Below are 20,878 nucleotides of genomic sequence, written 5' to 3' on the forward strand. Positions count from 1 at the left end.
AAATCGCGATCAGGAAAAGCCTGCCGCCGCATGGGGCGCCGATCCATCGCCTCCGTATCGGCCCCTCTCCGGAGAAACCCGCATGAAACTCATCCGCTTCGGCCAAGCCGCACGTCGATCAAGCCAACCCTGGATTGGACTTCCATGCGGCCTTGCGCTGTTGCTGCTGTGCATCGTCGGCTCCGCACAAGCGGCGGCCGCCACCGGCACGTGGGTGGAAACCTGGGGCCAGGCGATGGTTTCCCATGTCCAGCCCTCGCCTGGTCGCGATGGCGTTTACGCCGCACCGCACCTGCGCGATGCCACGCTGCGGCAAACCGTGCTGGTCAGCGTGGGCGGCCAACAGGTGCGCGTGCGGTTGTCGAATGTGTATGGCTCGACACCACTGACCATCACCGCGGCCAGCGTGGCGCCGGCCGCCGACGCGGCGGGCGATCACACCGCCATCGATCCCACGCATAGCCACGCGCTGCATTTCGGCGGCAAGCCCACCCTGACCATTCCCGCCGGTGCCACGGCGTTGAGCGACCCGGTCGCGCTGCCCGTACCGGCGCTGTCCAGCCTGGTGGTGAGCCTTTATTTCCACAACGACAGCGCCATCGCCGATTACCACGCCGCCCAGACCACGACCACCACGGCGTTGGTGGCGGGCAACGCGCTGCGGGCGGCATCGCTGGCGTCGCGGCCGCCGCTTGCGGCACTGGACAAGGATGCGGCTTCCCATATCTATGTCCTCGAAGGCGTTGAAGTGGAGGCGGCGCAGCCCACCCGCGTCATCGTGGCGTTCGGCGATTCGATCACCGACGGTGCCTACGCCACCGGCCCCGACAAAACCTGGCCGGGCGTGCTGGCCACGCTGGCCAACCGCGCAGCGTCACCCGGCGCCGCCGTCATCAACACCGGCATCGGCGGCAATGAACTGACCAGCGATCAGAGCTATCTCCCGTTCGGTCCGGCCGCACTGAAGCGTTTCGAACGCGACGTGATCGACCGCGCCGGGGTGACCGACGTGATCGTGCTGTTGGGTACCAACGACCTCAACCGTGGCATCGATGCGGCCGGCCAGCCGCGCGGCGCTGCCGCTCACGACATCATCGACAGCTTGCGCATGCTGGCCGACGCCGCCCACGCGCATCACCTGCGCATCCATGGCGGCACCATTCCGCCGTTCGCCGGGTTTACCGGGGACGGCTGGTATTCACCGGCCACCGAAGCCACGCGCCAGAGCGTCAATCAATGGATCCGCCGCGCGGGCATGTTCGACAGCGTGGTGGATTTCTCGCCGGCATTGGCCGGCGCGTACCAGCCATCGCCGCTGGCCGCGCAACAACCGTCCTTGCCCGAAGGCATGGCTCAGGTATGCGCCGGCGACACCGGCCTGCATCCGAACGATCGCGGTTACGCGGTGATGGGCACGCTGGCCTACAACGTGTTGTTCCGCGCGCAGGAGCAGCCCGCCGCGCGCTGCCATTGAGGCACGTCACACGCCGTCGAACAGGTCGCAGATCGTCCCGCCCAGATGGGTGCCGGCGTGCACACCGGCGGCGTCCATATCGACATAGGCGCCTGTGACAGGTGTGAAGCGCGGCCACGACGGTAGGCCTGCACCATTGGGATCGCCGGTCTTGATGAAGTTGATGAAGTAAACCTGCGGGCTCACCGTCGGCCGCGCGGCGTTCAACGGCGTGCCCTCGTACAGATAGGGCAACTCGGCGCTGTGGTGCGATGGCTCGAACGAGAACTGCGCCCGCCATGCCGGCGCGCCGTGCGCCGCGTAACGCGCCAGCACATGATTGCCCGCGCAGCGGAAATCGGTATCGGTGCCGATGCGCTCGGCCAGCGTTCCCAGCTTCGCCGCATCGGCAGCGGCTTCTGCGTTCCCGTCCGCACCGTAATGCCGCGCGGCGGCGGCGTAATGCTGTCCAAATACCTGGTGCAGCCGGCGTTCGATCTTCGCGCTGCCGCCGGGCACTTGCAGTTCGATGCGGTTGGTCGAGAGCACGTAGGGAATCGCCGTCGCGGGAACGTCGGCGAGACTTGATGCCGGCGACTGGGTGACGACCCTTCCATCGACCACGGCCTGCAGCCACAGGTAGCTGTCGTCGGTGATCGCGTCGCTGTGCAGCTGCAGGTCGGCGGCCAGCAGCGCCTTCAGCGGAGCGTCGCGCAACTGCTTCAGATCGTTCACATGCAGCCGCTGTTCGAGTTGCGTGCCCAGCGCCTCGTTCTGCGCAAGGCTGCGCACGCTCTGGCCGAAAGCGGGTGTGCCGCCGGTGGCCCATGCGCCCGCGAACAGCTGCTGATCGCGCGCCTCCAACGTCAGCAAGCCCACGTCCATGCCGCCGGCCGATTGACCGGCGATGGTGACGCGCCGGGGATCGCCGCCGAAGCGACCGATCTCGCGATGCACCCACTTCAGCGCCGCCAGCTGATCCATCAAGCCGTAGTTGCCCGAGTGCCCGCCCTGCTCGGCCGACAACGCCGGCAGCGAAATGAAACCGAGCACACCGAGCCGGTACTGCACCGACACCACCACGATGCCGGCGTGCGCCAGCTTGATCCGGTCGATGTCCGCCGCCGAGCCGGCACGGTTCGAGCCGCCGTGGATCCACACCAGCACCGGCAACGGCCGCGACGGATGCAGGTTCGGCGTGTTGAGGTTGAGATAGAGGCAGTCCTCGCTGGAATGCATGGCGTCGGCCTTGTTCCAGCCGTAATCGTTTTGCGCGCAGGCCGATGGCGCATGCGTGGCATCGCGCACACCGGACCACGCCGCGGCATCCCGCGGCGCCCGCCAGCGCAGCGCGCCGGTGGGCGGCGCCGCGAACGGTATGCCGAGAAACACCGCACCGCCCTTGCCGTCCGACTGCCCGGCCAGCTTGCCGTTACTGGTGGTGACGGTGACCTTCGCCGGCACGGCCAGCGCCGACAGCGACGTCAGCAGCGCCAGCCCGAACAGCAGGCAGCGCAGCCGCCGCGGCCTGGAGCCAACGACGCGCGATGCACGATGGAATGACGGGTTCCGCATGCGTTTCTCCGGCAACGGTGCGCCTCGCGGCGATGTTCTGGTAACCTTACCACGACATCGCCGCGTGAACCCTCAGTCGCGCGCCGCGGTGCCCGTCCACCGGCCCGGTTTGTGGGGAAGACATACATGACACTCAGCGAAAGCACTGCCCGCCAGGCGCTCCCCGATTTTCGCTCGCGCGAATTTCTGCTTGGGCATGCCGCTGGCATCATGCGTTTCTATCACCCGCGGTGCATCGATCCGGCGGGCGGTTTTTTTCACTACTTCCGCGACGACGGCAGCATCTACGATCGCGGCGGGCGGCATCTCGTAAGCAGCACGCGCTTCATCTACGACTACGCCATGGCGTGGAAGGCGTTCGGCGACCCGGCGTACCAGCAGGCGTTGCAGCACGGCCTGGATTACCTGCGCCACGCGCATCGCAACCCGCAAACCGGCGGCTACGCGTGGGAGCTGCGTGATGGCGTGGTTACCGACGCCAGCCAGCATTGCTATGGCCTGGCGTTCGTGGCGCTGGCCTACGCCAAGGCGTTCCATGCCGGCGTCGCCGAGGCCGAGGACTGGCTCGACGAAACCTGGGAGCTGATGGAACAACGGTTCTGGGACGCCGACCACGGCCTCTACGCCGACGAGGCGGATGCGGACTGGAACCTCAGCGACTACCGCGGGCAGAACGCCAACATGCACGCCTGCGAGGCGTGGCTGGCCGCCTATGCGGCCACCGGCAAGCCGCGCTACCTGGCACGGGCGAAATTGCTGGCCGAGCACATGGTCAATCGCCAGGCCGCGTTGACCGGCGGACTGGTGTGGGAGCATTACCGCCCCGACTGGTCGGTCGACTGGGATTACAACTTCAACGACCGCAGCAACATCTTCAAGCCGTGGGGTTTCCAGCCCGGCCACCAGACCGAATGGGCCAAGCTGCTGCTGATCCTGGAAAGCTACGCGCCCGAGCCGTGGTACCTGCCCAAGGCGCAGCAGCTTTTCGATTACGCGCTCACGCAAGCCTGGGATCACGAGCACGGCGGCATGGTCTATGGCCTCGACCGCGACGGCGCGTTCTACGACACCGACAAGTACTACTGGGTACAGGCCGAATCGCTGGCCGCCGCCGCCATGCTGGCCACGCGCACCGGCGAGGAGCGCTATTGGCAGGCCTACCAGAAGCTGTGGCAATACAGCTGGCAGCATCTGGTCGACCACCGCTACGGCGCCTGGTACCGCATCCTGAGCCGCGACAACCAGTCCTACAGCGACGAGAAAAGCCCGGCCGGCAAGACCGATTACCACACCATGGGCGCCTGCTACGACGTGCTGGCCTGGATCAGCTGAGCCGCATCCCGCGGGCATGACGCCCGCCTGTCGTATCGCTTACGGCGTGGCCTCGAACTTCAGGTGCTTGCTGAAGAACGGCAGCGCCTCATCCTGGAAACGGAAGGCGATGTTGCTGACGTGGGTGCCTGGATAGATGGTGAAGCTGTTGTTGATGCCGTAGCTGTCGAGCACCTCGTGCAGCTTGCGCGCGTCGAAGCGCAGCCCGTCCTGGTCGCCCACATCGATGGCGATCGCGCGATAGCGACGCAGGTTGCCGATGTACTGGTCGATGAAAACCAGCGGCGCATTGGCCGTCCATTTGGCCAGCACGTCGGGTTGCAGTTCACCGTTTCTGGTGGGCAGGTCGAAATAGAACGGCGGCCTGGCCGGGTCGGGCGACCACGCCGCGGCGGTGGCCAGCGTGGCCCGTGCCATGAACGGCAGGTCGGTGGCATCGGCGGCGGATTTGAGCGACTCCAGCGACGCCAGCGCCTTGGCGTCGAGCTGGTCGCCGGTGCGCGGCGACAGGCAGCACGGGCTCATGATGTACAGCGCGCCGAACACGTCGGGGTGCTTCATGCCGATGCGGGTAGCGCCGTAGCCGCCCATGGAATGGCCGGCCAGGCCGCGGCTCAAACGATCGGGCAGCGTGCGGTAGTGGGCGTCGATGTAGGCGACGAGGTCATGCTGGATGAAGGTCTCGAAATCGCCCACGGTGGGCGAGCCCGAATACATCGAGCCGCCAAAGACCGTCTTCGAATCGGGCAGCACCACGATCATCGGGCGCGCGCCCTTGGCGAACGCGTTTTCGATGGTCTGCGGAACATGGATCTCCCTGGTCCACTGCTCGGCGCCGATCGAATAACCGTGCAGCGCATAGACCACCGGATAGTGGCGATCGGGATGGCTGGCGTAGCCGGGCGGCAGCACCACCAGCACATCGCGGTCGGCGGACTCGTGCTCCAGGTTGCCCTCCAGCGACGCGCCATGCACCTTGATGTGCTCGACCGTCACCGGCTTCGCACCGGCCACGGCCGGCGGGCTGTTGTTCAGTGCCTGCGCCTGCGCCGATGCGCCCCAACATGTCAGCGCCACCAGCGTCGCGCCTACCAGTCCGATAATTCGCATGGCCCCTCCTGTTCCTGTGGCGTCGCCATCGCGACGTTACGACGTTCGATGTTGCTGCGGCTCCCAGGGCTTGGGAGGGAGGAAAGAAGCGGTGCTACCCCGTGTGGGAGCGACTTCAGTCGCGATGCTCTCGGTTTGGTTTGTTGCCTAAGGACAAGAGCATCGCGGCTGAAGCCGCTCCCACAACGATCGCTCTTGTGTTTCGACTGCCCAGGCTCCCAGGTCAACGACCCTCATCCAGCGGAAAAACGACCCTCATCCAGCGGAAATTCGTAGATCGCGGTGGAGATGGCCGGCACCACCAGCTTCGTCCCCAGCGCAGGCACCGTCGACTGCTTGATCGTCACGCCGGGCGCCGCACCCACCTTGTTTTCCGCGCTCAGGCGGGCGCCGCTCAGCCGCCACATGGTGCCCTTGCCGCGGGTGCGGGCGCCTTCGATCGCGATCGATACCGGCTGCGGTTTATGCGTGGCATTGACCACGGCGATGGTCAGCGTGCGGCGGTCCGGTGTCAGCGCGGCGACCATGTCCAGCGGATAGGTGGGGCTGCCCGCGTTGACCTTGGGGTGGTCGAAGCCCACCGGGTATGTCGGATCGGGCGGCGGCGCGTTGCCGCTGAGGTCGAGCGGGATCATGCCGGCGCCGAAGTGCTCGCCATACAGCTTGAACACCATGCCGGTGCTGTTGAGAACCGACGCGGTGGGCGTGATGTCCATCGTGGACGAACCGGTGGTGAACGCGGCCATGCGCAGGAAATCGGAATGGCGCAACATTTCCTGCATCACCATCGCGTAGGCCAGCGACAGCTTCAGGCTCGGCTTGGCGCCGATGTACGCGTACTCGTCGATCGACAGGAAGATGTTGGCCGACTTCATCTTCGGGAAGCGCTGCTGGTAGATGCGCCACTCCTCGGCCTTCATGCGCACCTGGTTGGACGGCGCGCGGGCGAACTCCAGCAGCTCGTCGGCGGGCGGCGCGTCGGGGCGCTGTTCGGCGCGGTCGTACCAGTGCTCGCTGATGCCGTCGAAGTTGCCCCAGGCCTCGCGCAGCAGGCCGCCGGTCCAGTCTTCCTCGGTGCCGAACTTGGGCTGGATGCTGGCCAGCGAGGCGTTCTCCTTGGCCTCGCGCGGGTGCAGCTGGTCGGGCATGGCGCCCGATCCGATCAGGATGATCGACGGGTCGACCGCACGCATCGCCGCCGCGAAGCGGTTGTGCTTCTGCATGAAGTAGTCGAGCGTGGTGCGGCCGATCTGCCACCAGCCATACGGCTCGTTGCCGATGTTCCAGTAGCGCACACCGTAGGGCTCGGGGTGACCATTGGCGGCGCGTTTGGCGCCCCATTCGCTGGTTGCCGGGCCGTTGAGGTATTCCACCTCGTCGGCCGCCGAATGGGCGTCGCCCAGGCCGGCGTTTACGGTCACGTAGGGCTCGACGCCGATCAGCCGGGTGAGCGTCATCCACTCGTCCATGCCGAAGTCGTTGGCCTGCATCGCGCTCCAGGCCCGGTCATACATCGGCGGACGCTTGTCGCGCGGCCCGATCGCCTCGTGCCAATCCCAGTTCGACAGGAAATTGCCGCCGGGCAGCCGCCAGAATCCGGAATTGAGCGTTTTCAGGATCGCCACCGTATCGGCGCGCCAGCCATCGATATTGTCCGCCGGCATCAACGACACCACGCCGACACGGAAGTGGCCCGTACCGGTGCCGGTGATGGTGAGCTTCGCATCATCCGCCTGGCGACCGGCCACGTAGTGCAGCGGCACCGTCTGCCACGACGAGGTCGCCGCAGGCAGCTTCACCGTCTGCTGCTGGCGGGCGCCATCGCCCCACGCCAACGTGACCGAAACGACCGCGCCGGGCGTGCCGCTGAAAACGATACGGCCGGTGTACGCCGTGCCCCTGGCCACGCCGAGGCCGCCCTGGCCGATGCCGCGGACGTGCGCGCCATCCAGCGCCACCACCACGTCCTGCGCGCCGACATAGGGATGGTCGCTGGCCATCGTCACCGCGGCGACATCGCCGATCGGTCGCCACTTGCGCAGCGGCGGCAGCGGCGGTCCGTCGAGTCTCGGCGGTTGCACGGGATCGTGCGCGGCATCCACCACGGGGAAATAGAACTTGCGGTCGTCGAGCATCTCGGCCCATAAGGAGCGCGCCACCAGGCTGCCGATCGGCTCGATGAACATGCCGTATTCGTAGCGCGACACCGGCTGGTGCTGCCGATCGACATGGATCTGTGCCTGCACCGCCTCGGCAGCGGCAGCGGCGGCGCCGAGCGGCAGCGTGGCGACCGCACAGGCGGCCAACAGCATCCCGATTCGAAATTTCCGCATCATCCCTTCCCCTTCGATGTGTTGTCAGCGCCGCGCCGCGGCCGTTGTCAGTCGGGCATCACCACCGCCCGATCCACCGAGAAACGCGCCTCGCGCGTGGCCACGCCGGTGTCGGGCTGGCCCGAACCCACGCTGACGGTGTAGTCGCCGGCCATCACCTCACGCTGGCCGTCGGCGGTGACCGCGCTGAGATCGCGTGGCGAGAGGTCGAAGCTGACGGTGCGCGTTTCGCCCGGTTTCAGCGCCACACGCTGGAAGCCGCGCAGTGCCACCTGCGGCGCCCCTGGGATCGCCGGGAAGCGCAGGTAGAGCTGCGCCACGTCGCCACCTTCGCGCTGGCCGGCGTTGGTCACCACGGTGGACACGTGCAGGCCGTTGGCGGCGCCGCCGGCTGCTGGCGTCACGTTGAGTGGCCCGTAGGTGAACTCGGTATAGCTGAGGCCGAAGCCGAACGGATAGACCGGTTCGCCTTTGAAATAGCGGTAGGTACGGCCTTCCATGCGGTAATCGCCGAACGGCGGCAGATCGGCCACGCTGCGGTAGAAAGTGAGCGGCAGGCGCCCGCCCGGATCGGTCTTGCCGCTGAGCACATTCGCGATGGCCAGGCCGCCGGACTGGCCCGGATACCACGCTTCGAGAATCGCCGCGGCGTTCTGCTTGCTCCACGCCAGGTCGATCGGGCTGCCGTTCATGGCCACCACGATCAGTGGCTTGCCGGTGGCCCTGGCCTGCTTGAGCATGGCGATCTGGTCGGCCGGCAGGTCCAGCGTGGTCTTGTCGCCGCCGGCGAAGCCGGGCACGGTGACGCTGGTTTCCTCGGCCTCGAGGTCGGAGGTGAGGCCGACCACGGCCACCAGCACATCGGCCTGCGCCGCGGCACGATCGAGATCGGCCTCGGGCGTGGTGGAGATGCGCTTCCACGCCAGGTCGACGCCACCGGTCGCATCGACGGTGATGGGATAACGGTGGCCGCGCTCCAGCGTCACCGTCTTCATCGTCGCCAGGTCATTCCAGCGCGACTTGGTGCGGTCGATGAAGGCCGCGCCGTCGAACGCCATGGTGCCGCCGGAGCCGGACAGGCCGAGCCGATACGTGCCGCTTTCCGTGGGCACCAGGAAGCCGGTCCACACGGTGCGGTGATGGTGGTTGACCTTGGCCAGGTCGAGATCGCGCTTGCCCACGTCGGGTTCGATGCGGCTGACCACCGGCTTGGCCTGGTAGCGGATCGCGGCAAGCTGCTTGGCCATGTCGGCGGCGTCGAACTTGGCCGGCGGCGGCGTCACCGGGTTGTAGTAGCGCGCCAGCAGCCCGGGCTTGCCATCGGGCGTTTGCAGGGCGGCGGTGGGCACGCGGTCACCATCGGTGATCGACGGACCGAACGGCACCAGCGTGACCTGGCCCGCGGGCAGCACCTGCTGCAGCCCGTCCAGCACCGAGATTGGCGTGCCGCTGAGCGGCGACGAATAGTTGCCGCGCAACACGCGCGTGGCGTCGCCCAACGGGCCGATCACGGCTACTTTCACGCCGGCCTTGAGCGGCAGCACGCCGTCGTTCTTCAGCAGCACCAGGGTTTTTTGCGCCGCATCCAGCGCCAGCTGGCTGTTCGCCGCGCTGCCGATGGCCGACGGCGGCACCGCCGGCGCCGTGCCGGGCAGGCCGGCCAGGTCGCCCACGCGATAGCGCGCCGCGAACAGCCGCACCAGCGCGCGGTCGATGTCGGCCACCGAGATCAGCTCACGCTGCAGTGCCTCGCTGTAGCGATCCTCCAGCCCCGCGGTATCGGACAAGGTCGCACCGTTGCACTCGTTATCCACGCCCGCGCGCACGGCGGCGGCAACCGCGGTGGCGGCATCGGGCGCGTAATGGTGGTGGTCGCTGATGTCCTTCACCGCATCGCAGTCGGAAACCACGTAGCCGGTGAAACCCCACGCGCCGCGCAGGTAATGCTTCAACAGCAAGTCGTTGGCGCAGGCGGGCTGGCCGTCGATGCGGTTGTAGGCGCACATGATCGAGCCGGCCTTGGCTTCGGTGATCGCCGCGCGGAAGGCCGGCAGGTAGGTGTCGACCAGGTCGTGCCTGGAGACGAAAACGTTGGCCTCGTGGCGGGTCGATTCGGGGCCGTTGTGCACGGCGAAATGCTTGGGCGTGGCGATGACCTCGGGGCGATCCGCGTTGGGCCCCTGCATGCCCTCGACGAAGGCCACGCCCATGCGCGCGGTGAGGAACGGATCCTCGCCATAGGTTTCCTGGCCGCGGCCCCAGCGCGGGTCGCGGAAAATGTTGAGGTTGGGCGACCAGGTGTCGAGCCCGGTGCCGATGCGGCCCAGGCGCCCGGTCTGGCGCGCCAGCGTGTGCAAGCCGCGCACTTCGGTACTGATCGCCGCGGCGACGCGCTTGACCAGCGGCGCATCGAAGCTGGCGCCCAACCCGATCGGCTCGGGGAAGTTGGTGGTGGGCAAGGTGCCCAGCGCGCCGTGCAGCGATTCGGTCCACCAGTTGTAGCGCGGAATGCCCAGCCGAGGGATGGCCGGCGCGACGTTGAGCAGTTGCGGCAGCTTCTCGGCCAGCGTCATCCGCGCCACCAGCGCCTCAGCCTTCGCGGTGGCCGCGTCGGTGGTGGCGGTTTGCGCTGATAGCGGCGAGGCCAGTGCTGCCAAAACGATTACGGTCGAAATTCCTGCCCAGATACGCATGTCGTGATCCCCCTCGATGATGCCGCGTCATTCCCGCGAAAGCGGGAATCCAGTGCCTTTCGCTCACCCAACACTGGATTCCCGCTTTCGCGGGAATGACGGCGTTTTAGTAAGTGCCATCCGCCTACAAACCCTTCGCCGCCTGCGCTACCGCACGAAACAGTGCGCGGCCCTTGCTCATGGTTTCTTCCCACTCGGCGGCGGGGTCGGAGTCGTAGACGATACCGGCGCCGGCCTGCACGTGCAGACGGCCGTCCTGGATCACCGCGGTGCGGATCGCGATGGCGGTATCCGCATCGCCCCACCAGCCGATCCAGCCGATCGCGCCGGCGTAGATGTTGCGCTTGTACGGCTCCAGCTCCTGGATGATTTCCAGCGCGCGGATCTTCGGCGCGCCGCTCAACGTGCCGGCCGGGAACGTGGCCTTCAGCACGTCCATGTAGCTCAGCCCTGCGCGCGCCGTGCCCTGCACTTGCGACACGATGTGCATCACGTGCGAGTAGCGCTCGATCGCGAACGAATCGCTCACTTCCACGCTGCCGGTCTCGCTGATACGGCCGATGTCGTTGCGGCCCAGGTCAATCAGCATCACGTGCTCGGCGCGCTCCTTCGGGTCGGCCAGCAGCTCCGCTTCCAGCGCCTGATCCTCATCGTCGGTGGCGCCGCGCTTGCGCGTGCCGGCCAGCGGGCGCACCAGCACCTTGCCGTCCTTCAGCCGCGCCAGGATTTCCGGCGACGAGCCCACGATCTGGGTGGCGCCGAGGTCGACGAAATACATGTACGGCGAGGGATTGAGCGCGCGCAACGCGCGGTAGACGTCCACCGGCCGCGCGTTGAAACCGATGCTGAGCCGCTGCGACGGCACCACCTGGAAGATGTCGCCGGCGCGGATGTATTCCTTCGCCTTCTCCACCATCGCCTCGAACGCCTCGCGGGTGAACGAGGATTTGAAATCGCCCTCGTCCAGCGCCACCGACTGCGCCAGCTGCGGGTACGACGCGCCGCCCTGGCGCAGCCGATAGACCAGCGCGTCGAGCCGGCGCTGCGCCTCGGCGTACGCCTGCGGCTGTGCGGGGTCGGCGTGCACGATCAGGTACAGCCGGCCCTTGAGGTTGTCGAACACGGCCACTTCCTCGGCCAGCATCAACAACACATCGGGCGTGCCCAGCTCGTCGGCGCGATCCCACTGGGCCAGCCGCGGCTCGATGTAGCCGATGGTCTCGAATCCGAAATAGCCGACCAGGCCGCCGGAGAACGCGGGCAACTGCGGCAGCCGTGGCACATCGTATTGCGCGCGCAGCTTTTCGATTTCCGCCAACGGATCGTCCAGGTGGCGGCGCTCGGTGACCTCGCCCGAGTTCTCCACCTCCAGCTCGTGGCCGCGCAGGCGGTACACCCGTTTGGCCGGCAGGCCGATGATCGAATAGCGTCCCCAGGTGGCGCCGCCCTCGACCGACTCGAACAGGAAGGTGTACGGGCCATCGGCCAGTTTCAGGTACACCGACAGCGGCGTGTCGAGGTCGGAAAACACCTCGCGCACCAGCGGAATGCGCGTATGCCCCTGGGCAGCCAGCGCGTCGAACTCGTCTCGGGAAATCACGTGGAGGATCCGGATGGCCAAACGGAGAACGGCCATTGTAGGGGCAGTCGCAAACATCCCGCGAATCGGCTCTTGCTCCCTCCCCCGCGCCGCAGGGGAGGAGCCACGGCAACGCCTTGCTCCCTCCCCTGCATCGCAGGGGAGGGCTGGGGTGGGGTTCGCTCTTGATCTTCCCCGCCAGCCCGAGCAACCCCCTCACCTAAAGGACTCCCTGCGGTCGCCAAGCTCCCCCTGCATGCAGGGGGGAGCAGCAGAGCCGCCCGCTCCCACATCTTCAGGAGAGTGCCAGGCTGCTCCTCAAGCCAGCCGCTGCCGCGGCATGTGCCGCAACCGTAGGCTGAAAGCCACGCCGCTGCCGTCGTCCAGATTGCGCGCGCTGGCGCTGCCGCCGTGGCGCTCGGCCACCAGGCGCACCACGTACAGGCCCAGGCCCAGATGCGGTGCGTCGCCGGGGACGGCCTTGTCGCGCAGGCTCACCAGCGAGTCGAACAGGCGGCCCTGCATCGCCGCCGGCAATGGCGCGCCCTGGTTGGCCAGTTCGATCTCGGCGCCGTCGTCGAGCGGACGCAGGCTGAGGCGCAGCCAGCCGTCGGCCGGGGTAAACGACAGCGCGTTGTCGAACAATTTGTCCAGCGCCTGGGCGATCAGTTCGGGGGCGCAGTGCATGGGCAGTGGCAACTCCGGCAGCACGCAGTCGAGGCGGCGCGTGCCGGCCAATGCGCGGTAGGCATCGGCGCAACCGCGCACCACGTCGCGCAGGTCCACATCCTCGGCCTCGGCGGCGGCGATGGCGCGCTCCATGCGGCTGGCTTCGCCCATCGCACGCACCAGCGCGCCCAGCCGGGCCACACCGTCGCGGGCGCGGGCCAGGTACGGCTGTGCCTCGGTGGGGAGCTGGGCCTGCTGCTGCAATGCGTGTTCGAGGTTGTCCAATGAGGACTTCACGATGGCCAGCGGGGTGTTCAACTCGTGCGACAGCTTCGACGCCAGCGTGCGCAGGTAATCGGTGTAGCCGCCCACCACGTCGAACAGTTTCTCGAAGCTGCGCGCCAGGTCGCCGATCTCGTCGCTGGCGTCGCTCATGGGGAAGGTGGTGCGCTGGGTTTGGCCGTCCAGCCGTCCATCGTTCAACTGCGCCCGTTCGGCCGCATTGCGCAACCGCGCCAGGCGCACGCTGAGACGGGTGGCGAAGGCCAGCAGGATGGCGCCGGCCAGCAGCAGCACGCCGACGCTGGTCAGCAACAGGCCCAGCAAAGCGCGGTTGGCCAGCAGCGGCACGGCGCGGCTGGCCTGTTCCAGCAGCAAGACGCCGTCGATCCGACCATCGCGAACGATCGGCACGGCCGCCGACAACACCACGCTGCCGCGCTCCTCGCCGGCCCGCCAGACGCTGGCGGGATGACCCGACGCCGCGGTCGCAACCTCGCCGGTCGCCAGCCGCGGCACGTCCTGCGACCACAGATCCGCATCTTCCAGCCGCGCCGCCAGCAGCGAGCGGTAGACCAGCGCGGCGAACCAGCCGGGCTGGGCATCCACGCCGGGGCGGGTATTCAGCCCACCGCTGCGCGCCAGCAACCAGCCGCCCGGCGCCAGCACGCGTGCCTGCACACGGTCCGGCGCCAGCTGCGCCAGCTCGGCCGACAGCGCCTCCGAGTAGCCCAGCAACGGTCGCACGGGAGCCGCCATGCGATCGCCGCCAAGGGCGGCGACATAGGCGCCCACGCCCAACCCGCGCAAGGGCAGCGTGGCTGGCAGGCGCAGTTCCACCCGGAAGCCGCTGCCATCCTCCTGCCATTGCGCCGCAAGCTGGTCGGGCAAGCCGGGCACCGGTGGGTCGAGCAGTTGCGCCACGACGACACCCGGCGCCGCGCTGGCCAGCAGGTAGCGTTGTTGCCCGGCCTCGTTGGCCAGCGCCAGGATCAGGTGATCGGCGGTCAGCGCGTTCGCGTCGCCCGCATCGGCGCGGGTGCGGCGGGTGTCGCTGACCTGGGCGTACAGGTACAAACCATCGCCATCGCGCGCCAGCAGCAAACTGCCCTCGGCGCCCTGTGCCGAACCCAGCGACTGGCGCCACGGCGTCAGCGGTGCCCAGTCATCGGCGTAGCCGTCCACGGTGATCGGATTGACCGCGGTCTGCACGTACCAGCCCGCGTCCCCTTGCGCCTGCACGGCACCGGTCACCGCCAGGCTGCGCGCCACCGCCCGCGCCGACGCCAGCAAGGCCTGCGCCTGGCCTTCGCGCAGCAGCGATTCCATTTGTCGCGCGTACTGCCAGCCGGCCACCGGCAACGCCAGCGTGCACAACGCCACCAGCAGCAGTTTGCGGCGCAGCGTCATGCGCAAGCCGCCCGCATCAACGGCATGACCGTTCAGCCACCACGCGGGCCAGCCGCATGCGCCGGTGCGTGCGCTTCGTGATCGCGGTGATAGCGGGAGGCCACCACCACCTGCATGAAGTCACCGAGCAGGGCGCGCCGCTGCGGGTCGTTGTCGTTCACCGTCATCGACCAGCTGAGGCGGATGCCGCTGGCCTTGCCCGGGTCGCAGAACACCAGCACATCGTCGATGTGGTCGCTGCCCTGGTAGATCGTGGCCTCGCAACTCATGGTTCGGTGCCGCACGGCGAAGCTGGACACCTTGCCGGCGGGATCGAGCTGCAGGTAGCGCTTGTGGTCGGCCTCGATTTCCGCCGCCATCGTGGGCAGTTTCTGCGGCCACACGTTGAGCACCATCACCCGCTGCGGCTTGCCGCTCCATTCGCCCTGGTAGAGCACGGCGTCGACGCCGATCGCGCGGGCGTACAGGCAGCAGTCGCGGGTCCAGCCCGCTGGCGTGGCCACGGCGATCGACCACGCCGGCGCCGCGCCGTCGCGGGCACCGCGCGCCAGCGTGTCATCCGCCGGCGCAGCGGCCGCGGCCGTGCCGGCGAAGAACAGCAGCGCCAGCATCATCCATGTACGTGGCATCACGGTTTCCACCGGTAGCCGACGCCGTGCACGGTTTCGATCGCATCGAAATCGGGCGCCACCGCGATGAACTTCTTGCGGATGCGCTTGATGTGCGAGGTGATGGTGGCGTCGTCGACCACGAGCTCGGCCTCGCGCATCAACTGGTCGCGGTTCTTCACGTGGCCGGGGAAGCGGATCAGCGTGTGCACCATCCAGAACTCGGTGACGGTCAGCGGCACCTCGGCATCGTTCCAGGTGATGCGCATGCGCTCGGATTCCAGCTTCAGCGGTCCGTGCTCGATCACCGTCTCGCTGGACGCCGGTGCCTGCAGCGACGCGATGCGCCGGAACAGTGCCGCGATGCGTGCGGCCAGCTGATGCAGGCTGGTGTCCTTGCTGAGATAGTCGTCGGCGCCCAGGCGCAAACCGGAGATCACGTCGAAATCCGAATCGCGCGCGGTAAGGAAGATCAGCGGCAAGGTGGCCGATTTCGCCCGCAGTTCGCGGCACAGGTCGAAGCCGCCTTCAGGCTCATCACCCAGCCCGATGTCGATGATCACCAGCTCCGGCAGCCGCATCGCGAAGGCGCTGGATGCCTCCTGGCGCGAGGCATAACCGCGGGCGTCATAGCCGAAACGGTTCAACGCCTCGACGTAGTTGGCGCGAATGGACGGCTCGTCCTCGACGATGGCAATGCTGCGACCCATGACTTGCTCCCGTGTGGAGCGTGCAGCGTGCTATGCGCGCTGCCGCCACGCAAGGCGCGGCGGCGCGACGCCCGTGTTTTGCCATGGGCAACACCCGGGATTGCCTTGCCAGTACCTACTTTGAGGGAGCCTCGACCGCCTTCAGCGCGCCGACACTGACGACCGTCCGGTCGATTTCAAACAGGCTGGCCGAACCGGTGCCGCCGGTTGTCGGGGCAGATTTTTGCTGGCCGATGCTGGCAGCGCTGGCGCATGAGGCCAGGCCCAGTGCCCCGGCGAGAATCACGCCGCCCAAACTCCTGAAATCCATGACCACTGCCTCCTTCGATGGACGCCGAGGGCCCCGACACCACCGCCGCCCCGGTATTGCCAGATATCCGCCGCCGAATGGCCTGTTTCGAACAGTAATCCCACCGCGCCAGCCGTTCAAATTCTCCGTGTACCCCCAACCCCGTGAACGCCATGCCTGCTTCCGATCGATTGAAGGTGGACCCCAACGCCGAGCTGCGCAGCTTCGAACCCCTGCGCGTCACGCTCGCCCTCGGCGCGCTGCTGCTGGGTTTCCTGCTGGGCGCGTACTGACGGCGACACGAACGTGTCAGCGGCGGAAACCTGAACAAATCCGCCGTGTTGGCTCGGGAACCAACGCGGTTTGCCCGGGTCAGAACAGGGGATTGGCCTCGTCATGCCATTGCCGTGGATACCGAGGCCGCCGCTGATCCCTCTCTGCAGCGACGGCACCGGTTGGCGGGTCAATCGAGTGGTGACTCACACGTCGACGATGACGTTTCTCCCGGCCAGTCCCTGCTGGCCGGGATTTTTATGCGCGGCTCAGCGGCTCCGGGCTCAGCGAGCCTGGGCGATGGCTTCGCGCATCGCGGCGATCTCGGCGCGGTAATCGCCGGCGTGGAAGATCGCCGAGCCGGCCACGAAGGTGTCGGCACCGGCGGCCGCGATCGCCCCGATGTTCTGCGCGGTGACGCCGCCGTCGATCTCCAGCCGGATCGCGCGGCCGCTGGCGTCGATGCGCTGGCGCACCTGGCGCAGTTTCTCCAGCGCGGTGGGGATGAATTTCTGCCCGCCGAAACCCGGGTTGACCGACATGATGAGGATCATGTCGAGCTTGTCCATCACGTAATCGAGATGGTCCAGCGGCGTGGCCGGGTTGAACACCAGCCCGGCCTGGCAGCCCGAATCCTTGATCAGCCCCAGCGTGCGGTCGATGTGCTCGCTGGCTTCGGGGTGGAAGCTGATCAGGCTGGCACCGGCCTTGGCGAAATCCGGCACGATGCGGTCCACCGGTTTCACCATCAGGTGCACGTCGATCGGCGCCGTGATGCCGTACTTGCGCAGCGCGCCCAGCACCATCGGGCCCATCGTGAGGTTGGGCACGTAATGGTTGTCCATCACGTCGAAATGCACCCAATCCGCACCGGCCGCCAGGGCCGCGGCGGTGTCCTCACCCAGCCGCGCGAAGTCGGCAGCGAGGATGGAGGGGGCGATGATGGGGGCTTGCTTGGACATGGCAATGCCTGATGCATGGGGCGTAAGCACGAGTTTCCAAGTCTGCCACGACGACACGCTTGGCGCCTTGCTCCTCCCCCTGCTCGCAGGGGGAGGCTGGGAGGGGGGCTTTTGATTTTGGCGCCGCGAAGAGCAACCCCTCCCCAGCCCTCCCCTGCGAGCAGGGGAGGGAGAACAGCCGTCATTTGAAGCCGCGCATTTCCTTGATGCGGTCGTACGCGGCGTTGATCTCGCTGGCGCGTGACTCGGCGCGCTTGCGCATGTCGTCGGGCAAATCGCCCAGGCGGTCGGGGTGATGTTCGGAAATCAGCTTGCGGTAGGCGCGCTTGATCGCGCGGTCGTCGGCGCTGCGGTCCACGCCCAACACGGCGTAGGGGTCGGGGCCCTGACTGGAGCGTTGCGGCGGCACGTAGCCGCCACCCGGGCCCGCGCCCGGGCCACGACGGCCGGGGCCGCTGTTCCAGGCGTAGCCCTTCATCGCCATCAACGCCATCAGCTCCATGTCGCTGATGCGCAGGGCGAACGCCAACTGGCGCAGGATGGCCATCTTCTCCGGCGGCGGGTTGCCTTCGGCCAGCACGGTTTCGATCACCACGTCCAGCACGGGGAATGCGTGGTCGCGGCGCATGCCCACCCACTGGCGCAGCTCGTTGATGGTGTGGGTGACGTCGAACTCCGGCTGCTTGCCGACGTTGAAGCTGGTGGCCGCCTGCTTGCGCTGCTCGGTGCCCAGGCCCATGCGGCTCATCAGGCGCTCGGCGATGGCGATTTCCGCCTCCGACACGCGGCCGTCGGATTTCGCCACCGCGCCCAGCAGGGTGAACAGCGGACCCACGAAACCGCCCGCTTCCGGCGTGGCGCGCTTGCGCTGGCTGTGGCGCAGGTTGTCGAAGATGAATCCGATGATGGCGCCGGTGATCGCGCCGGCACCGTGGCCGATCAGCAGGCCGAAGAAGGTGAACCACAAGGTGTACGAGTAGCTCATGGCTGCGCCTGCCGCGCGGTGGGCTGCGCGCTGTACCAGCGTGCCAGCGCGTCGAGGTCAGCGGCGCCGAGGGCACCGATGGCGGTGCGCATCACCGGCACGTCACGGCGGCCGTCGCGATACTGCGCCAGCGCGTCGCGCAGGTAGTCGAGCCGCTGGCCGGCCAGGTTCGGCACGCCGGGCATGGTGGCTTCGCCGTCGGCACCGTGGCAGGCCGCGCACAAGCCCAGCCGCGCGGGGCGTGGCACGGGCTGGGCGCAAAGCGTGGAAGCGGCGGCAAGACATAGTCCCGCGAGCAATAAAATTCGCATCGGCAACACATGGGGCTAAAGGTCGACAATTCTAGCAGCGCGCCCGCAACCCGCCGCGCGGAGCGGGCGCCGTGCACGCCGATGCCGCATTTCCGGCCACCCGGCCACAGCCGTTAGAATGGGCGTCTCTCCCCCAGCGGAACCGCCGTCGTGTCCACCACCTTGCTGCAATCGAACCTGCCCGGCCTGGAACTGATTCACCGTGGCAAGGTGCGCGATGTCTACGCGCTGTCCGACGACCGCTTGCTGATGGTGGCCACCGACCGGCTGTCGGCGTTCGACGTGGTGCTGCCCAACCCGATCCCGGGCAAGGGCGAGATGCTGACCCAGATCTCCAACTTCTGGTTCGGCAAGACGGCGCACCTGGTACCCAACCACCTGCTCGATGTGCCGCTGGCCGAGGTGCTGCCGCCGGGCACCGACCTGGCGCTGTACGAAAAGCGCGCGGTAGTGACGCGGCGGCTGAAACCGGTGCCAGTGGAGGCGATCGCCCGCGGCTACCTGATCGGCTCCGGCTGGAAGGATTACCGCGCTACGGGCGCGCTGTGCGGCATCACCTTGCCGGCCGGACTGCAGCAGGCGCAGCAGTTGCCGGAACCGATCTTCACCCCGTCGACCAAGGCTGCGGTGGGCGACCACGACCAGAACGTCAGCTACGCGGTGATGGTCGACGCCGTGGGCGCCGATCTGGCCGGCCAGGTGCGCGAGGCCACCCTGGCGATCTACCAATGGGCGGCGGCGTATGCGGCCGAGCGCGGCATCATCATCGCCGACACCAAGCTGGAGTTCGGCACCGATGCCAGCGGCAAGCTGTACGTGATGGACGAGATGCTGACGCCCGACTCCTCGCGCTTCTGGCCCGCCGACGAATACCGCGTGGGCATCAGCCCGCCCAGCTACGACAAGCAGTTTGTGCGCGACTGGCTGGAAACGCAGGACTGGAACAAGACCGCGCCCGGCCCGGTGATCCCCGACGAGGTGATCGCGCGCACCGCCGCGAAATACGGCGAGGCGCTGCACAAGCTGGCTGGCATCCGGCTCGATTGATGAACGCCTGGCTCAGCCTCGTCCTCGCCATTCTCGCCGAAGTAATCGGTACCGGCGCGCTGAAAGCCAGCGAGGGTTTCAGCCGGCTGCTGCCCAGCGTGGTGGTGATCGGCGGCTACGGCGTCGCGTTCTACTTCCTCAGCCTTACCCTGAAACAGATCCCGGTGGGCATTGCGTACGCGGTATGGTCCGGCGCCGGCACCGTGCTGATCACGCTGATCGGGGTGCTGGTTTTTCGGCAGAAGATCGACCTGGCCGGTGTGGTCGGCATCGCGCTGATTGTCGCTGGCGTGCTGGTGCTGAACCTGCTGTCCAGCAACAGCGCTCACTGATGGCGCCCTGATCCGGAGGCTTTCCCCATGCGCACCATGCAGGACTGGCTCGACAGCTACAGCCAGGATCACCGGAATCCCACCAACCAGGTTTTCCACTGGTTCTGCGTACCGCCGATCGTGTGGTCGGTGATCGCGCTGCTGTGGACGATCCCGGTGCCGGCGTCGTTCGCGCGGCCGGGCGCGTGGTCGGTGCTGGTGATGGTGCTGGCGTTCTACTGGTACTGGAAGCGTTCGCACCGGCTGGCGTTGGGCCTGTTGCTGGCGTTCGCGTTGCTGGGCGTGTTCACCAACCTGCTGTATTACCGGCTGGGCGCGGCGACGCTGTGCTACGTGGCGATCGCCGTGTTCGTGGTCGCCTGGATCGGCCAGTTCATCGGCCACCAGTACGAAGGACGCCGCCCCAGCTTCCTCACCGACCTTTCCTACCTGCTGATCGGCCCCGCATGGCTGATGGCCAAGCTGCTGCGCAAACTGGGATTCAAGCAGATCACATGACCACCTTTCTTACCGTGATCAGCAGCCTGCTGTGGTGGGTGCTCTACAGCAGCATGGCGGCGCTGGTGTTCGCGCTCATCGGCTGGTCGGTGCTGCGCTGGACCGAACGCTGCGCGGTGGTGTTCAACCGCATTTATCTGGCCTGCCTGGTCTGGACCATGCTCGGCATGCTGCTGGTGGTGGGCGTGGCCGCCTACGAGGGCCACCTGCATCCACCGTACGGCGCCCTGCTCACCTCCGGACTGCTGCGCTGGGCGCTGGTGCTGGACATGCTGATCGGCACCGTGCTGCTGTGGCGGCTGGTGCCGCGCATCGACGCCCGCCGCATCCGCCCCGGCAGCGCCTGCATGGCGGTGGCGGTGATCATGGCGATCAGCTTCGGCGTAGCCACCAGCTTGGCGTAGCTAGCTTTTCTCCCTCCCCTGCTCGC

The 20,878-nt window shown here is 67.6% G+C and carries 18 protein-coding genes; 6 read left to right on the forward strand and 12 right to left on the reverse strand.

Annotation, left to right across the window (positions count from 1 at the left end; all coding sequences use genetic code 11):
- Positions 1-82: 82 nt before the first annotated feature.
- Positions 83-1,474, forward strand: coding sequence for a GDSL-type esterase/lipase family protein (locus UU9_RS08005; RefSeq protein ID WP_007081236.1), 1,392 nt, complete (start codon positions 83-85; stop codon positions 1,472-1,474).
- A gap of 6 nt (positions 1,475-1,480) precedes the next feature.
- Here the strand turns inward: UU9_RS08005 and UU9_RS08010 are convergent, their stop codons facing one another.
- The gene (locus UU9_RS08010; RefSeq protein ID WP_007081237.1) at positions 1,481-3,028 is read right to left on the reverse strand and encodes a carboxylesterase/lipase family protein; all 1,548 of its coding nucleotides are present in this window, start codon (positions 3,026-3,028) and stop codon (positions 1,481-1,483) included.
- Between the two features lie 126 nt (positions 3,029-3,154).
- Here UU9_RS08010 and UU9_RS08015 point away from each other — a divergent pair, with 126 nt between their 5' ends.
- Entirely contained in the window at positions 3,155-4,360 is a 1,206-nt protein-coding gene (locus tag UU9_RS08015; RefSeq protein ID WP_007081238.1) for an AGE family epimerase/isomerase, read from the forward strand.
- Positions 4,361-4,399: 39 nt separating this feature from the next.
- Here the strand turns inward: UU9_RS08015 and UU9_RS08020 are convergent, their stop codons facing one another.
- The 11 genes from UU9_RS08020 to UU9_RS08070 form a co-directional block, all read right to left on the reverse strand.
- A complete protein-coding gene (locus tag UU9_RS08020) occupies positions 4,400-5,470 on the reverse strand; it encodes an alpha/beta hydrolase (RefSeq protein ID WP_007081239.1) in 1,071 nt (356 codons plus the stop codon).
- Positions 5,471-5,703: 233 nt separating this feature from the next.
- Positions 5,704-7,803 (reverse strand): alpha-L-arabinofuranosidase C-terminal domain-containing protein, encoded by a 2,100-nt coding sequence (locus UU9_RS08025; protein ID WP_202799810.1) that lies wholly within the window; start codon positions 7,801-7,803, stop codon positions 5,704-5,706.
- Between the two features lie 47 nt (positions 7,804-7,850).
- Positions 7,851-10,496 (reverse strand): glycoside hydrolase family 3 C-terminal domain-containing protein, encoded by a 2,646-nt coding sequence (locus UU9_RS08030; RefSeq protein ID WP_050982413.1) that lies wholly within the window; start codon positions 10,494-10,496, stop codon positions 7,851-7,853.
- Positions 10,497-10,620: 124 nt separating this feature from the next.
- Complete coding sequence (trpE, locus tag UU9_RS08035) at positions 10,621-12,132, reverse strand: anthranilate synthase component I (protein WP_425476838.1); 1,512 nt, start codon at positions 12,130-12,132, stop codon at positions 10,621-10,623.
- A gap of 261 nt (positions 12,133-12,393) precedes the next feature.
- The gene (locus UU9_RS08040) at positions 12,394-14,433 is read right to left on the reverse strand and encodes an ATP-binding protein (protein WP_007081243.1); all 2,040 of its coding nucleotides are present in this window, start codon (positions 14,431-14,433) and stop codon (positions 12,394-12,396) included.
- A gap of 32 nt (positions 14,434-14,465) precedes the next feature.
- Positions 14,466-15,062 carry a hypothetical protein gene (locus tag UU9_RS08045; RefSeq protein ID WP_040670574.1) on the reverse strand — a complete coding sequence of 199 codons (597 nt, stop codon included), beginning with the start codon at positions 15,060-15,062 and terminating at the stop codon, positions 14,466-14,468.
- Complete coding sequence (pdsR, locus tag UU9_RS08050; protein WP_007081245.1) at positions 15,062-15,751, reverse strand: proteobacterial dedicated sortase system response regulator; 690 nt, start codon at positions 15,749-15,751, stop codon at positions 15,062-15,064. Before pdsR ends, UU9_RS08045 begins: the two co-directional genes overlap by 1 nt.
- Positions 15,752-15,866: 115 nt before the next feature.
- Positions 15,867-16,061 (reverse strand): hypothetical protein, encoded by a 195-nt coding sequence (locus UU9_RS08055; protein WP_007081246.1) that lies wholly within the window; start codon positions 16,059-16,061, stop codon positions 15,867-15,869.
- A 536-nt stretch (positions 16,062-16,597) separates the two neighbouring features.
- Positions 16,598-17,275, reverse strand: a complete 678-nt coding sequence (gene rpe, locus UU9_RS08060) for a ribulose-phosphate 3-epimerase (RefSeq protein WP_007081247.1) — start codon at positions 17,273-17,275, stop codon at positions 16,598-16,600.
- A gap of 181 nt (positions 17,276-17,456) precedes the next feature.
- Entirely contained in the window at positions 17,457-18,260 is an 804-nt protein-coding gene (djlA, locus tag UU9_RS08065; RefSeq protein ID WP_007081248.1) for a co-chaperone DjlA, read from the reverse strand.
- Positions 18,257-18,508: a c-type cytochrome gene (locus UU9_RS08070; RefSeq protein ID WP_007081249.1), complete on the reverse strand. Its 252-nt coding sequence runs from the start codon at positions 18,506-18,508 to the stop codon at positions 18,257-18,259. Before UU9_RS08070 ends, djlA begins: the two co-directional genes overlap by 4 nt.
- Before the next feature lie 213 nt (positions 18,509-18,721).
- Between UU9_RS08070 and UU9_RS08075 the strand changes: the two genes are divergently transcribed.
- Genes UU9_RS08075 through UU9_RS08090 form a run of 4 tightly spaced genes read left to right on the forward strand, consistent with a single transcriptional unit; the run spans position 18,722 to position 20,852 of the window.
- Positions 18,722-19,618, forward strand: coding sequence for a phosphoribosylaminoimidazolesuccinocarboxamide synthase (locus UU9_RS08075; RefSeq protein WP_007081250.1), 897 nt, complete (start codon positions 18,722-18,724; stop codon positions 19,616-19,618).
- Positions 19,618-19,950: a DMT family transporter gene (locus tag UU9_RS08080; RefSeq protein WP_007081251.1), complete on the forward strand. Its 333-nt coding sequence runs from the start codon at positions 19,618-19,620 to the stop codon at positions 19,948-19,950. The genes UU9_RS08075 and UU9_RS08080 overlap by 1 nt, the downstream gene beginning before the upstream one ends.
- 27 nt (positions 19,951-19,977) lie before the next feature.
- A complete protein-coding gene (locus UU9_RS08085; protein ID WP_007081252.1) occupies positions 19,978-20,448 on the forward strand; it encodes an Mpo1 family 2-hydroxy fatty acid dioxygenase in 471 nt (156 codons plus the stop codon).
- Positions 20,445-20,852: a hypothetical protein gene (locus UU9_RS08090; protein ID WP_007081253.1), complete on the forward strand. Its 408-nt coding sequence runs from the start codon at positions 20,445-20,447 to the stop codon at positions 20,850-20,852. The genes UU9_RS08085 and UU9_RS08090 overlap by 4 nt, the downstream gene beginning before the upstream one ends.
- Positions 20,853-20,878 lie beyond the last annotated feature (26 nt).

It is taken from the genome of Rhodanobacter fulvus Jip2, assembly GCF_000264315.1.
GTDB classification, from domain to species: domain Bacteria; phylum Pseudomonadota; class Gammaproteobacteria; order Xanthomonadales; family Rhodanobacteraceae; genus Rhodanobacter; species Rhodanobacter fulvus.

Bases quoted from the DNA above. Each gene is read 5' to 3' on its own strand.
- UU9_RS08005 (WP_007081236.1), top strand. From the start codon at position 83: ATGAAACTCATCCGCTTCGGCCAAGCCGCACGTCGATCAAGCCAACCC.
- UU9_RS08090 (WP_007081253.1), top strand. From the start codon at position 20,445: ATGACCACCTTTCTTACCGTGATCAGCAGCCTGCTGTGGTGGGTGCTC.
- UU9_RS08020 (WP_007081239.1), bottom strand. From the start codon at position 5,470: ATGCGAATTATCGGACTGGTAGGCGCGACGCTGGTGGCGCTGACATGT.
- UU9_RS08085 (WP_007081252.1), top strand. From the start codon at position 19,978: ATGCGCACCATGCAGGACTGGCTCGACAGCTACAGCCAGGATCACCGG.
- UU9_RS08080 (WP_007081251.1), top strand. From the start codon at position 19,618: ATGAACGCCTGGCTCAGCCTCGTCCTCGCCATTCTCGCCGAAGTAATC.
- UU9_RS08055 (WP_007081246.1), bottom strand. From the start codon at position 16,061: ATGGATTTCAGGAGTTTGGGCGGCGTGATTCTCGCCGGGGCACTGGGC.
- UU9_RS08040 (WP_007081243.1), bottom strand. From the start codon at position 14,433: ATGACGCTGCGCCGCAAACTGCTGCTGGTGGCGTTGTGCACGCTGGCG.
- pdsR (WP_007081245.1), bottom strand. From the start codon at position 15,751: ATGGGTCGCAGCATTGCCATCGTCGAGGACGAGCCGTCCATTCGCGCC.
- rpe (WP_007081247.1), bottom strand. From the start codon at position 17,275: ATGTCCAAGCAAGCCCCCATCATCGCCCCCTCCATCCTCGCTGCCGAC.
- UU9_RS08025 (WP_202799810.1), bottom strand. From the start codon at position 7,803: ATGCGGAAATTTCGAATCGGGATGCTGTTGGCCGCCTGTGCGGTCGCC.
- UU9_RS08045 (WP_040670574.1), bottom strand. From the start codon at position 15,062: ATGCCACGTACATGGATGATGCTGGCGCTGCTGTTCTTCGCCGGCACG.
- djlA (WP_007081248.1), bottom strand. From the start codon at position 18,260: ATGAGCTACTCGTACACCTTGTGGTTCACCTTCTTCGGCCTGCTGATC.
- trpE (WP_425476838.1), bottom strand. From the start codon at position 12,132: ATGGCCGTTCTCCGTTTGGCCATCCGGATCCTCCACGTGATTTCCCGA.
- UU9_RS08015 (WP_007081238.1), top strand. From the start codon at position 3,155: ATGACACTCAGCGAAAGCACTGCCCGCCAGGCGCTCCCCGATTTTCGC.
- UU9_RS08010 (WP_007081237.1), bottom strand. From the start codon at position 3,028: ATGCGGAACCCGTCATTCCATCGTGCATCGCGCGTCGTTGGCTCCAGG.
- UU9_RS08030 (WP_050982413.1), bottom strand. From the start codon at position 10,496: ATGCGTATCTGGGCAGGAATTTCGACCGTAATCGTTTTGGCAGCACTG.